Genomic DNA, 13,352 nt, shown 5'->3' with positions numbered 1-13,352 from the left:
GCAAAAGTGGGCATGCCCTCCCCTGGGACCGGGCAGTGGACACTTGGTGCTTATGTCCGGTGCTGCGGGCCAGGGGAGGGCATGTGCCGTGGTGTGGGACTAGGAAGTCCGGGCTATGGCATCAGCCCTTGAGGCACTTCCGGTAGGCGGCCATGGCTGTCCCGTAGTTCACTTGGCCCACGACGTCGGCGGGCCTTGTCGGCTTGACCGGCGGCGTGCACTTCGGCGGGACGGGGACGCTGGCCGCGACCTTCACGGACGCTTTGACCACGGTGCCGGATTCGACGGCGGTGAGCACCAGGGTGCCCGTGCCTGCGGCAGCGCCGGCCGGAACCAACACGTCCACGTTGGCGGCGCCGGCGGTCACCGGTACCGTGCCGAGGGGCGTCACGGTACCGGCGGCATCAGTGAACTCGGCGCGCAGCGAGGCGTTCACCGGGCTGCCCAGCGAGGTGAGGTCCAGCTTAGAAACCACCAAGGTGATGGATTCCCCGCCCTTGACCTCGGCCGGCGTCGTGTTCACCACGGCCACGGAGCGTCGGGCGAAGTCGGGCGAGACCGGGGTGTGGGTCTGCAGGTACTTGATCCAGGCATCGCGGTCCACGAGCCCCGAGTCCTTGGTGCCGGCGCCTTCCTTGAAGATGCGGAAGTTGTCGCCACCGGTGGCCAGGAAGTTGAACGTCCCGATCCGGTAGGACTTCGCCGGGTCAATCACTGCACCGTTGACCCGGATCGAGGTGATCCGGTCACCGGCGGCGCGGGCGGCGTCGTAGGTGTAGGTCACATTCTTGGACAGGCCCAGCTGCTGGTACGCGCGGCTGGGAACTGTGCCGTCCGCGTTGGTCTGCCACTGCTGCTCCAGCAGGGTCTTGAACTGCGCACCGGTGAGGGACGTGGTCCACAGATTGTTCACGAACGGCAGCACGGCGTTGGCCTCGGCGTACGTGATGCTGCCGTCGGGTGCGTAGTACAGCTCGTTGCGCAGGCCGCCCGGGTTGACGACGCCGATTTCGGCGGCGCCGAGTTCCGGCGCCTTCAGCGCATCCACAAGGGAGTCCGCCACCAGGTTGCCGAGGGTGGACTCGCTGGCCCGGTCATCGCGCACGGCCGGGGAACCGGCGAACGCCGTGGTGATGTCCGCGGTGACCTTGCCGACCGGCTGGTTGCCGATCACGGCGGCGTCGGCCAGGGCCTTGTCCACGATGGTCTTCACGGCCGCGACCCGCGGGTACTGCGCCACCAGGTCGGCCGCCGGCTGCGCGGCGCTGGTGGTGCGCTGGACGTTGCCGGCCTTGTACCCGGTCACCGCCATGGTCTTGGTGTCGATGGTCAGCTGGATCTGGCCGATGAACTCGCCGTAGTTTCCGGTCTGCACGATCGGGCGGGTCTTGCCGGTGGGCTGGCCCGCCGAGTCCAGGACGGGCGCGTCCCAGGAGTACTGCTTGTGGGTGTGGCCGTTGAAGATCGCGGCAACATCCGGGGTGACCTTCTGGACCATTTTGGCGAAGGGGCCGCCGGCGGCGATCTCCTGCTCCAAAGTGGCGCCGTCGGGCGCGCCTGACCCGGCGCCGTCGTGGTTCTCCACGATGATGACGTCCGCCAGTTTGTCCGCCTTGATCTTCGCCGCGACCCGGTTGATGGCGTCGACGGGATCGCCGAACTCAAGGTCCGCGATGCCCGAAGGCGTGACCAGGGAGGGCACTTCCTGCGTGACGGTGCCGATCACGGCCACCTTGACGCCGTTCATGTCCAGGACCGTGTATTCCGGCAGGACCGGGGTGGTGGTGCCCTTCGCATAGACGTTGGCGCCCAGGTACGGGAACTTGGCGTTGGTCCCGCCGGCGGTGACGCGGTCGCGCAGGTCAGCCCAGCCGCCGTCGAACTCGTGGTTGCCCACCGCGGAGGTTCGCAGGTCCAGCGCGTTCAGCACGTCGATGGTCGGCTGGTCCTTGGCCACCGCTGAGGCGAACAGGGAAGCGCCGATGTTGTCGCCGGCCGAAATGAACGCCGTGGCGCCCGGGGCGGCGGCGGCGCGCAGCTTCTCGATGGTCCCCGCGAAGAACACGGTATTGGAGTCGATGCGGCCGTGGAAGTCGTTGATGCCCAGGAAGTTCAGTTCCACGCCGGCCGGGGTGACGGGCAGGTTCAGGCCCACCACCACCGGATCGTGGTCGCTGGCGCGGAACTGGTCCGGAGCGTAGTAGTCGGTGACGTTGTTGTTGTAGCGGCTGTACTCCAGGGCCACGGACTCCACCGAGTTGATGTTCCAGATGTCCGCGCCGGTGACGGCGGCGTTGGCCGCCGGCGAGGCGAGGATGTGGTCCAGCGAGCCCACGAGGCCGCCGAACAGGTAGGAATGCTTGGCGGAACCGTCGGCGTTTTTCGCCTTCTCGTCTTGGTTGACGTACCCGGCGCCGGTGAGGACGTTGATCGGGTCCTCCTTGGCGTAGGAGTTGAAGTCACCGATCAGGAAGACCTTGTCCGTGCCCTTGGACTTCTGCAGTTCATCGGAGAACGCCAGCAGGGACTTGGCCTGGGCGGTGCGGGCGAGGTTGGAGGCGCCCTGGCCCTTGTCGGTGTCATCCGGCGTTGCCGCGGAGCCCTTGGACTTGAAGTGGTTGGCGATCGCGATGAACTTCTTGTCATCGGCGGCCCCGACGGGCTTGAAGACCTGGGCCATCGGCTTGCGGGCGCTGGCGAAAGCGACCGTGTCGTTGTGGATGATGGACTCGCCCACCGGTTCGGCCGCGGCCTTTTTGAAGATAAACGCGGTGCGGATCATGTCCTCGTCGGCCAGCGGGGGTGCGTTGGCGGGCGTGCGGACGTAGTCCCAGATCCCCGGTGTGGCGATGTTCAGCGCATCCACCAGCTTGGCGAGCGCGTCGTCCCGGGTCTTGCCGAACTGGGCCGAGTTTTCGACCTCCATCAGGGTGACGACGTCGGCCCCGGACTTGGAGATGGCGGCGACGATCTTGTCCTGCTGCCGCTTGAGGTTCTCGGCGTTCGCGGCGCCGCGGACGTTGCAGCCGTCCTTGACAGTGATGGGGTTGCCGTCGCGGTCCGTGTAGAACTTGCAGCCGGCCACCTGGTCGCCGGTCGTCGGGAAGTAGTTGAGCACGTTGAAGGAGGCGAGCTTCAGGTTCCCGCCCACGGCGGCCGGGGTGTCCGCGCGGGTGGCGCCGAAGCTGGCCGGCTGGACGGTGTCCGCGTTGGCGGCCGTCAGCTGGGTCAGGGGCTGGAACTTCCAGGCGCTGTTCGCGTAGCTGAGCACCACGTTGGTTTTGAACGACACCGGCGCGCCGACCCGGACGTGATCGGCCGTGGTCAGGTACGGGAGCACCTGGGCCTTGGTGGCGGCGTCCTTGAGGAAGTTCGTAGTGGCGCCGTCGTCGAGCTTGATGCCGCGGGCGGCGTTCGCCGCGACCGTGGCGGTGTACTCCGCGGAGCCGAAGGGCGCGACGGCTGTGGGCTGCTCCAGCGCGGTGGTGCCGCCGGCCAGGCCGATCTCGCCGTACTGGTTCAGCGAGAAGTTGTCCGCCACGGTGACCGGACCCTGCGGGGTGAGCAGCATGCCCTCGAGGGACTCACGGAAGGCCTCGTCGGCGGGGAGGGCGAAGCCGGTGGCCTTGACCTCGGGGGCGGCCTCGGTGAGCTTCTTCAGATCGGCCGCCGCGGCGACGTTCAGCTGGGTCATGCCGAAGAATTCGCTGACTGCGCCGGTGAGTTCGACGTAGTCGCCGATCCTGACGGAATCGACCGTGGAGGGCGAATAGACGAACACAGCGTCCGACGCCGCGTGGTTGGCCGGGGTGAGATCGCCGCCCGTGCCGGGGGTCTGGAGGTAGTAGCCGGCGAAGCCGCCGGTGGGGAATGTGGCAGTGACCCTGCCGCGTGTGGTGACCGCTGATCCGGCCAGCGGGCTCGCGGCGCCGCTGCCCTGGATTTCGGCGATGGTCTTGGCGGCCGGGGGAGTCCCGGGGTCCGGATCCACGGGCGGGTCCACGGGGCCGGGAGCCGTGCCATTGGCGGCCTTCGGCGTGATGGCCGCGGTGAGCGTGGCGTCAGCGAAGTTGTTGTTCGTGTCCGCGCCGTTGCTGCGGTGCAGGCTCTTGACGTCGGTATTCCCCGAGGGCGCAGCGGCCGCCCGGGTCTCGAACGTGTTGGAGGTGCCGTAGCCGAGCAGGTCCGCGACGTTGGCCGGTTCAATGACCGAGCCCGTCGGCAGCGGGTTGAGCGCGCCAGCCTGCCTGGCCAGCACGATCGTGCCGCCAGCCCCGGCCGGGTTGAAGCCGGTGGCGGTGGCGTCGGCGGCCGGCAGGTCCGCGCCGGAAGTGCCGTTGCTGCCGCCCTTGAGCAGGTAGTAGCCCTTGGCGGCGATACTTCCGGTCAGGGCGGCCACCGAGCTCGGCGCCCCGATCCCGGTGCCGGAGCGGTACTGGAGGGACCAGCCCTCCAGCGAGACCGGCTCATCGGAGCCGTTGTAGAGCTCGACGAACTTGTTCTTGAAGGCCGCGCCGGCGCTGCCGCCGCTGAGGTAGGCCTCGTTGATGACCACCGGTGAGGTTCCGGCTGCTGCCGGGGCGGCCTCCACGGCATTGGCCGGCACTGCCGCCAGCGGAGCCGCTATGAGCGCCGCTGACAAGGCTGTGCCAAGCACTGTTTTCCAGGGTGTTAGTTTCATCCGCTCTAACTCTCATTAGGTGCCCCGGGTAAAGGGCAGTGCAGTTAAAAGGCAGGGTGCAGTGCGTCCGCAGGGTGCAGCGGACAGTGGCCGGCCTGAACTCCTGGTCAAGTCGTGCCGGGCCCATCCAAACAGGGGTGAATGAACAACGCATGGATTAGGCGTGCATTCGGCGGGACGTCCCCCAGCGAGACGCGCCGCAGCCTTCCCGGAGCGGCTCGAAAGCCCCGGGCAACGGTGACTGGTGTTGCAGGTGAGCGGTGGCCGGGTGCCTACACCGGCCGCTCCACAGCAGAATACCGGCCAGTAGCCCTTGGGAAAGGGTCTGGCCGGTATTTCTTACAACAATTTTTGTAATTGGGTGGGAGAGGCCTCCCTGCCCCGGTCCGCTAGGCGTCCGCGGCGGGCTGATCGCCCTGTCCGGTGTCATGGACGATCTTGAACATGGCACCGGTGGGGTCGGTCAGCGTGGCCAGCCGGCCGAACGGGGTGTCGTCCGGCCCGTCGATCACCTTGGCGCCCAGGGAGAGGGCCTGTGCGATCGTGGCGTCGGTGTCCGCGACGGCGAAGTAGACCTGCCAGTTGGACGGGACCTCGGCCGGCAGGTAGGCCGACGCGTCCATGATCCCTGCCTTGGCCGCCGGGCCTGCGCCCAGTGTGGTGTAGCGGAATTCCGGGGTGTCGGACATGACGTCGGTGTCCCAGCCGAACACGTCCTGATAGAACTTGACGGCGGTGGCGTAGTCCTTGGTGTGGAGCTCGTGCCAGGCCGGGGCGCCGGGCTCGGCCGCAAGCTCGTAGCCCGTCATTTCAGCCGGCTGCCATACGCCGACCGACGCGCCGGTGGCATCGGCGATCATCGCCATGCTGCCTTGCTCGGGGACGTCCATGGGCTGCATGTAGACCTGGCCGCCGTGCTCTGTTGCGGCCTTGACGGTGGCGGCGGCGTCCTCCGAGCGCAGGTACGTGGACCACATGTCCGGCCAGGCGGCCTGGTCCTCCTGCTTCTGCATCAGGCCGGCCACGGATTTGCCGTCCTTCCAGGCAGTGATGTACCCGCCGTATTTTTCTTCGTCTCCGGTCTGGTACGTCCAGCCGAACAGCGCCGCGTAGAACGACTTGGCCTTCTCGGCATCCGATGTCATGAGGTCGATCCAGCACGGTGCGCCGTTGGAGTGATCGGGTGTAGGCATGAGGGCTCCTGCTCTCTGTGGCGGCTCGGGCATCGTTGTGCGGCCGCCGGGCTCGGATGGGGGGTGGAGACACAGAGAGACTATGACGGGGCACCGACACTTTCAATGGGGCAGCGCCCACAGCGCAAAAATGCCCCCGTTTCCGGCATGAAATGCAGGAAACGGGGGCATTGTTCGCGGAAGGTAAGAGATTCGAACTCTTGGTACGGGGTCACCGCACACTGGTTTTCAAGACCAGCTCCATCGGCCGCTCGGACAACCTTCCCTAACGAGTAGTCTTTCATAGGCAGTCGGCTGCAACAAAAACCATAAACACGGTGCGCTTGCGGACGCGTGGCGCTCCCCGCCATATTCTGGGGAGTGATGTTGATCGGACCTGGCGATCGCGGCGAACGTGCGCGGAGCCAGTTAGGAATCGGGAGTGCTCCATGAAGGCTGTCTACATTTCAGAGCCCGGCGGACCCGAGGTCCTGGAAGTCCGTGAGGTTCAGGCCCCGGTGGCCGGCCCCGGCGAGGTGCTGATCGACGTCGTGGCCGCGGGCCTTAACCGTGCCGATGTCCAACAGCGCAAAGGGTTCTACCCGCCGCCCCCGGGTGCCTCCGAGGTCCCCGGGCTGGAGGTCTCCGGCCGGATTGCAGGGTTCGGCCCGGGGGTAACCAAGGCATTTTCCGTGGGGGACAAGGTGGTGGCGCTGCTCGCCGGCGGCGGTTATGCCCAGCAAGTGGCCGTTCCTGCCGGGCAGGTCCTTAGGATCCCCGACGGCGTGGATCTGGTCACGGCGGCAGCGTTGCCCGAGGTCGCGGCGACGGTCTATTCCAACCTGATCATGACGGCGCAGCTGCAGCCGGGTGAAACTGTCCTCATCCATGGGGCCACGGGCGGTATCGGCACCATGGCCATCCAGCTGGCCAAAGCCGTTGGCGCCCGGGTGGCCACGACGGCGGGCAACGCGGAAAAGGTCGGCACCGCCAAGGCCTTCCTCGGGGCGGACATCGCCATCAACTACGCGGAGGAAGACTTCCCGGCGAGCCTGCGCGCGCAGAACGGCGGCAAAGGCGCAGATGTCATCCTCGACGTCGTCGGGGCCAAATACCTCGAGCAGAACATCGATGCGCTCGCCGACTACGGGCGGCTCGTAGTAATCGGGCTGCAGGGCGGTGCGAGGGCGGAACTGGACCTTGGGCAGCTGCTGCGGAAACGGGCCGCAATCATCGCCACCGCGCTGCGTCCCCGCCCGGTCGAGGAAAAGACCGTGATCATGAACGCCGTCCGCGACGCCGTGTGGCCCATGCTGACCGACGGCAGGATCAGGCCCCTCGTTGCCAAGACCTTCCCGTTGGCCCAGGTCGCCGCCGCCCACACCTACTTCGATTCCGGCGACCACGTGGGCAAGGTCCTGCTGGTCATGTAGCAGGCACCGGCTGGCTAAAACCGCAGGCCGGGAGCCACTTATTCCGTCCGGAGCATGCGTTGTTTTGCAGCAACGGCAGTAAAAGCGATAGCGTAGGTCCATACGCGGTATACACGCGTCTTGGGGCGCGTGTATGCTGTGTGGTTTCGTGACCTCCGGGAGCGCCATGTCTATCCGCCACAGTCTCCTCGCCCTCCTGCAGGACCGTCCGCGCTACGGCTACCAGCTCAGGACCGAATTCGAGGACCGCACGGGTTCCTCCTGGCCGCTGAACATCGGGCAGGTCTACACAACCCTTGACCGGCTGGAACGCGACGGGCTGGTCCGCAACGACGGCGGCGACGGTGACGGGCACGTCATCTACAGCATCACCACGGCCGGCCAGGCAGAAGTCCGTGACTGGTTCGCGGCCCCGGTATCGCGCGCGAATCCGCCCCGGAATGAACTGGCTATCAAGCTCGCCGTTGGGCTCACGATCCCCGGGACCGACGTCGGCGCCATCATCCAGGCGCAGCGGGCCGTGTCCATCCGGGCGCTGCAGGAGTACACAAAGTCCCGCCGCGACACGGCCGCGCTCCAGCGCCCAGCCGACACCGCGAGGCTCCTGGTGCTGGACTCCCTCATCTTCCAGACCGAAGCCGAAGTGCGTTGGCTGGACCTCTGCGAGGCCCGCCTCATGCAGCTCAGCAACCTCCAGGGGTAGCCTGGCGCGCCGCTCGTCGCGCGAACCATGCCGCCGGGCGCAGGACGGCCGCCAAGGGGCGGCCGCATTGGTAGGGTGCGGGGGGCAGTTCTGTACCGGTGGACTGCCCAGCTGGGTTTCTCAAGGAGGAGACATGGGCACAATGCCAGATGGCACAAAACGCGACAGTACGAACAGCAGCATGCACAGCAGCACGCACGCCACCGCACAACTCGACGACGGGATCGTTCCGGATCCGTCCCACCCACCGACGTCGGTGGATGAGTCTGTCCGCGACTCCGCGGACCGCACCTGGACGCCCGCCAAGATCGCGCTGTGGGCGGCTATCGCACTGCTGGGCGGCGTCGCGTGGTTCATGCTCGCTATCATCCGCGGCGAGACCGTCAACGCCATCTGGTTTGTCTTCGCGTCGGTCTGCACGTATCTCATCGGCTACCGCTTCTACTCCAAGGTCATTGAGCGCTACCTGGCCAAGCCCAACGACCGCCGCGCCACCCCGGCCGAATACAAGGCCGACGGCAAGGACTACGTCCGCACGGACCGCAACGTCCTGTTCGGCCACCACTTCGCCGCCATCGCCGGCGCCGGACCCCTGGTGGGCCCGGTCATCGCGGCACAGATGGGCTACCTTCCCGGCACGATCTGGATCATCATCGGCGTCGTCCTGGCCGGCGCCGTCCAGGACTACCTCGTCCTGTTCTTCTCCATGCGCCGCGGCGGCCGGTCGCTGGGACAGATGGCCCGCGAGGAACTCGGCGTAATCGGCGGCACCGCCGCCCTCGTCGCGACCCTGCTCATCATGGTGATCATCGTCGCCATCCTTGCCCTCGTGGTCGTCAACGCCTTGGGCGAAAGCCCGTGGGGTGTCTTCTCGGTAGGCATGACCATCCCGATCGCCCTCTTCATGGGCGTGTACCTGCGCTTCATCCGGCCGGGCAAGGTCATGGAGGTCTCCCTGATCGGATTCGTGCTGCTCATGGCCGCCATCATCGGCGGCGGTGCCGTGGCAGGCACCGAGTGGGGTGCCGCGTTCTTCCACCTGGACAAGGTCACCATCGCGTGGGGCCTCATCATCTACGGCTTCATCGCAGCCATCCTCCCCGTCTGGCTCCTCCTGGCTCCCCGCGACTACCTCTCCACCTTCATGAAGATCGGCGTGATCGTGATGCTGGCCCTGGCCATCATCGTGGTCCGCCCTGAGATCTCTGTGCCGGCGTTCAGCGAGTACGCCGGCCGCGACAACGGTCCGGTCTTCTCCGGCGCGTTGTTCCCGTTCCTGTTCGTCACGATCGCCTGCGGCGCGCTCTCCGGGTTCCACGCCCTGATCGCCTCCGGCACCACACCGAAACTGATCGAGAAGGAACGCCAGACGCGCCTGATCGGCTACGGCGGAATGCTCATGGAATCCTTCGTGGCAATCATGGCCCTCGTGGCCGCGATCTCCATTGACCGCGGCATCTACTTCGCCATGAACGCCCCCGTGGCGCTGACCGGCGGGACGGTCGAGACCGCGGCCGCTTGGGTCAACAGCCTGGGCCTGTCCGGCGTCAACATCACGGCCGGCGATCTCGCGCAGACGGCCAAGGACGTGGGGGAGCAAAGCATCGTGTCCCGCTCGGGCGGCGCGCCAACCCTCGCCGTCGGCCTTGCCCATATCATGCAGCAGTTCATCGGCGGCACCGCGATGATGGCGTTCTGGTACCACTTCGCCATCATGTTCGAGGCCCTGTTCATCCTCACTGCGGTCGACGCCGGCACCCGCGTGGCCCGCTTCATGCTCCAGGACTCGATCGGCAACTTCATCCCGAAGTTCAAGGAGCACTCCTGGCGCCCGGGCGCGTGGCTCTGCACGGCCATCATGGTGGCGGCCTGGGGCGCGGTCCTGATCATGGGCGTCACCGACCCGCTGGGCGGCATCAACACCCTGTTCCCGCTGTTCGGCATCGCCAACCAGCTGCTGGCGGCTATCGCCCTCTCGGTCTGCCTGGCCATTGCCGCCAAGCGCACCGCGCTGAAGTACCTGTGGATCGTGGCGGTGCCGCTGGCGTTTGCCGCCGTCGTGACCATCACGGCGAGCTTCTACAAGATCTTCTCGCCCGTTCCGGCGGTGGGCTACTTCGCCAACAACGCAGCCTTCGCCAAGGCCCTTGCGGACGGCAAGACCTCGTTTGGAACCGCCAAGACCCAGGCCGCCATGGAAGCCGTGGTCCGCAACACCATGGTCCAGGGATGGCTGTCGATCATCTTCGTGGCGCTGAGCATCATCGTCATCATCACGGCAGTAATGGCAACCATCAAGGCCCTGCGGAACACGGCGGCGGGGCTCCCCAACGCCGAGAACGAAGACCCCGCGCGGGCCTCCCGGGTCTTCGCTCCGGCAGGGTTTGTTCCCACGGCGGCGGAGCGCGACCTCATGACCGAGTGGAACCAGCATCCGGCCGGAGAACGGCTCGAAAAGTCCGGTCACCACTGATGCGGAGCCGGACGTGAACGCGGTACTCGCCGGGTTCCGCGTGTTTGCCGGGTACCTCGGCGGCGTGCTGGGCGCCGATGCCTACAAGAAGTACCTGGAGCACCATGAGGCCTCTGGACACACCGGGCCTCCTCTGACGGAGCGGGAGTTCTGGCGTGACCGGACCGACCGGCAGGACACCAGTCCGCAGGGGCGGTGCTGCTGAGCGGGCGCGGCTGAGCGGTGCTGCTGAGCGGTGTTGCTGAGTGGGCGCTGCTGAGCGGTGTTGCTGAGCGGGCGCCGCTGAGCAGGTGTCCGGCAGGGGCAAAGGGAGGGGCGGTGTTGGGCACAAGAGTGTCCGACGCCGCCCCTTCCGCTTCCGGCGGATGCCGGGGCCGCGTCGCCCGGCGCGTGAGAGTATGAAGCCATGAGCGATCAGCACGACACTCAGTCCGGCGCCCAATCTGCCGACGACGTCCCCGTCGAGGGCACGCCCCTGGACGACGTCCTGCCCGGGACGCCGTCGGCGCCACCGGCTGCAGTGCCGGCCGGCCACGCCGGTGCACCCGGAACCGGGCCCAGGCCGCCCCGGGGCAGCGAACTTCAGGACCTCGTGGACCAACCCGCGAAGGTCATGCGGATCGGCACGATGGTCAAGCAATTGCTGGACGAGGTGAAGACCGCGCCCCTGGACGACGCTGCCCGCGTCCGGCTGGCTGAAATCCACGACCGTTCCATAAAGGAACTCGAGGACGGACTTGCCCCGGAGCTCGTTGAGGAGCTCGAACGGCTCAACCTTCCCTTTCCGGAAAACGCCACCCCCTCCGACGCGGAACTGAGGATAGCCCAGGCCCAGCTGGTCGGCTGGCTCGAGGGACTCTTCCACGGCATCCAGACGGCCATCGCGGCGCAGCACGCCGCCCGGGAGCATACCTACGCCCAGATGCAGCTGCGCCAGCTGCCGCCAGGAACAGTGATCGCACCTGGCGTCATCATCGGGGAGAATGGCGAACCGGTCCGGGCCGCAGCGCCGCGTCGCGGCACGGATTCCTCGCAGGCCCCCGGACCCGCAGACCCGGACCACGGTCCGGGCCAGTACCTTTAGCGCGACCTTGGGCTTCTTCAGCACAGCACGGCAAGGCCGCAGGGACGACGCCGAACTCGGCAAAGGCCTCTGGCGGCGCGCCCATGACAGGTTCAATCGCGGACTTGACCGCTACCACCAGGTCCTCGAGGGGGTCGAAGACGAGGCGCTGTACGGCGAACTCGTCGACATCGCCAACCAGCTCTCCGCTCTCGCGCCCAGGGTGCGGCAGGTCTGCGTCGAGGCCCAGCGGCGGTTTCCCAGCAATGGATTGGATATCCCGGGACCGCTGGCAGGGGTTCACCGGGCCCTGTCGACGGCAGGCAATTCGCTGGCCATGACGGCTGAGGCGGCCGCGATGCTCCGGCTCGCCGTTGGGCCAGTCCCGGCGGGGGCTGCGTCGGTGCGGCGCCGCGCCCATTCCGTGCTGGAGCAGGTCCACGACGCCGAGCGGCGGCTTGCGGAGGCTGACGGCACCGGGTCGACGCCGGCCTAAGCCATTCCGCCTTTTGGCGCCGGCGGTGGCTGGCTCCGGCTTTGCCGGCAGCCCTGATAGCCCCTGCATCCCCGGGTATTCCCGGTTACGCGCCTAGCTTAGCTTCGCCCGAACGCTGGCCGGACGGCGTCCATGTTGGCAGGATACTTATATGACTTTTTCACCGGAACTGACTTTCAATGACGGCAACACCATCCCCCAGCTCGGCTACGGGGTGTGGCAGGTTGAAGATGACGTGGCCGAAAAGGTGGTTCTGCAGGCGTTCGAGGCCGGCTTCCGCCACATCGACACGGCAAAGATCTACGGCAACGAAGCAGGGGTGGGCCGCGCCATTGAGCGTTCCGGCTTCAAGCCCGAGGAAATTTTCATCACCACCAAGCTGTGGAACGCGGACCAGGGCTACGAGTCCACCCTGAAGGCGTTCGAGGAGTCCATGGAGCGGCTGGGCCTCGAAACCCTGGACCTGTACCTGATCCACTGGATGCAGCCCAAGCAGGACAAATACGTCGACACCTGGAAGGCCCTCATCGAACTCCAGAAGCAGGGCCGGGTGAAGACCATTGGCGTCTCCAACTTCACCAAGGAGGGCCTGCAGCGCCTGATCGATGAGACCGGCGTGGTTCCGGCCATCAACCAGGTCGAGCTGCACCCGTTCTTCAGCCAGGCCGAACTGCGCGAATTCAACGCGTCCAAGGGCATCCTCACCCAGGCTTGGTCGCCGCTGGGCCAGGGCGGGGAGCTCCTCGAGAGCGCCGTCATCTCCGAGATTGCCAGCAAACACGGCGCCACCCCGGCCCAGGTTGTCATCGCGTGGCACCTGGCCATCGGCAACGTGGTCATCCCGAAGTCGGTGACCGAGTCCCGGATCCGCGAGAACTACGCGGCTCTGGACGTTACCCTAGACGAGACCGACATCCAGGCCATCAACGGACTGGACCGTTCCGCCGAAGACGCCGGCCGGATCGGCCCGGATCCGGCTGTCTCCGACTTCGCCTAAGCAGCAGTCCCACGACGCCGGCAGCCAGCCGGCGTTCGCACAGGGCCTTCATCCCGCACTGGGTGGAGGCCCTTCTTGCTGCCTACGCGGCGGCCCGGTGCTCTTTCGCCGGGATCGCATCGACGACGGCCCAGCCGTCTTCGCCCGCGATGCACCGGCTGGCGAAGCGGTCCGCAGCGGCAGCGTCATCGAAGCTCTCCGTGCGGATCCGGCCGCAGTCGGTGTCCAGGTAGGTGACCGTGAAATACAGTGCGCCGTCCTGTGCGCCGTTGAAATCCGGTTCGAAACTGTGCTGGATCTCGAAACTGTGCTGGAAATTCTGGTTGTTCTCCAT

At 66.9% G+C, this 13,352-nt stretch carries 10 protein-coding genes and 1 tRNA gene; 7 read left to right on the top strand and 4 right to left on the bottom strand.

Annotation, left to right across the window (positions count from 1 at the left end):
- Positions 1–121 precede the first annotated feature (121 nt).
- The 3 genes from M2428_RS13795 to M2428_RS13785 all read right to left on the bottom strand — a co-directional run bounded on the left by M2428_RS13795 (position 122) and on the right by M2428_RS13785 (position 6,139).
- Positions 122–4,681, bottom strand: a complete 4,560-nt coding sequence (locus M2428_RS13795) for an ExeM/NucH family extracellular endonuclease (protein WP_277526516.1) — start codon at positions 4,679–4,681, stop codon at positions 122–124.
- Between the two features lie 389 nt (positions 4,682–5,070).
- Entirely contained in the window at positions 5,071–5,874 is an 804-nt protein-coding gene (locus M2428_RS13790) for a VOC family protein (protein WP_277526515.1), read from the bottom strand.
- A gap of 177 nt (positions 5,875–6,051) precedes the next feature.
- Positions 6,052–6,139, bottom strand: a tRNA-Ser gene (locus tag M2428_RS13785).
- A gap of 163 nt (positions 6,140–6,302) precedes the next feature.
- Here M2428_RS13785 and M2428_RS13780 point away from each other — a divergent pair.
- The 7 genes from M2428_RS13780 (at position 6,303) to M2428_RS13750 (ending at position 13,018) form a co-directional block, all read left to right on the top strand.
- Positions 6,303–7,286, top strand: coding sequence for an NAD(P)H-quinone oxidoreductase (locus tag M2428_RS13780; RefSeq protein WP_277526514.1), 984 nt, complete (start codon positions 6,303–6,305; stop codon positions 7,284–7,286).
- 166 nt (positions 7,287–7,452) lie between these two features.
- Positions 7,453–7,989: a PadR family transcriptional regulator gene (locus M2428_RS13775; protein ID WP_277526513.1), complete on the top strand. Its 537-nt coding sequence runs from the start codon at positions 7,453–7,455 to the stop codon at positions 7,987–7,989.
- A gap of 181 nt (positions 7,990–8,170) precedes the next feature.
- Positions 8,171–10,462, top strand: a complete 2,292-nt coding sequence (locus M2428_RS13770) for a carbon starvation CstA family protein (protein ID WP_277526512.1) — start codon at positions 8,171–8,173, stop codon at positions 10,460–10,462.
- Between the two features lie 13 nt (positions 10,463–10,475).
- The gene (locus tag M2428_RS13765) at positions 10,476–10,667 is read left to right on the top strand and encodes a YbdD/YjiX family protein (protein WP_277526511.1); all 192 of its coding nucleotides are present in this window, start codon (positions 10,476–10,478) and stop codon (positions 10,665–10,667) included.
- A 201-nt stretch (positions 10,668–10,868) separates the two neighbouring features.
- The gene (locus M2428_RS13760; RefSeq protein ID WP_277526510.1) at positions 10,869–11,546 is read left to right on the top strand and encodes a bacterial proteasome activator family protein; all 678 of its coding nucleotides are present in this window, start codon (positions 10,869–10,871) and stop codon (positions 11,544–11,546) included.
- Positions 11,547–11,553: 7 nt separating this feature from the next.
- Positions 11,554–12,021, top strand: a complete 468-nt coding sequence (locus M2428_RS13755) for a hypothetical protein (RefSeq protein ID WP_277526509.1) — start codon at positions 11,554–11,556, stop codon at positions 12,019–12,021.
- Positions 12,022–12,172: 151 nt separating this feature from the next.
- Entirely contained in the window at positions 12,173–13,018 is an 846-nt protein-coding gene (locus M2428_RS13750; RefSeq protein ID WP_277526508.1) for an aldo/keto reductase, read from the top strand.
- Positions 13,019–13,100: 82 nt separating this feature from the next.
- Here M2428_RS13750 and M2428_RS13745 read toward each other — a convergent pair whose 3' ends face one another.
- The gene (locus M2428_RS13745; protein ID WP_346780751.1) at positions 13,101–13,352 is read right to left on the bottom strand and encodes a hypothetical protein; all 252 of its coding nucleotides are present in this window, start codon (positions 13,350–13,352) and stop codon (positions 13,101–13,103) included.

It is taken from the genome of Arthrobacter sp. ES3-54 (assembly GCF_029504395.1).
In the GTDB taxonomy this organism is placed as follows: domain Bacteria; phylum Actinomycetota; class Actinomycetes; order Actinomycetales; family Micrococcaceae; genus Arthrobacter.
Note: the sequence above shows the minus strand (reverse complement) of the source record. Positions and strands in the feature narration are given on the sequence as shown.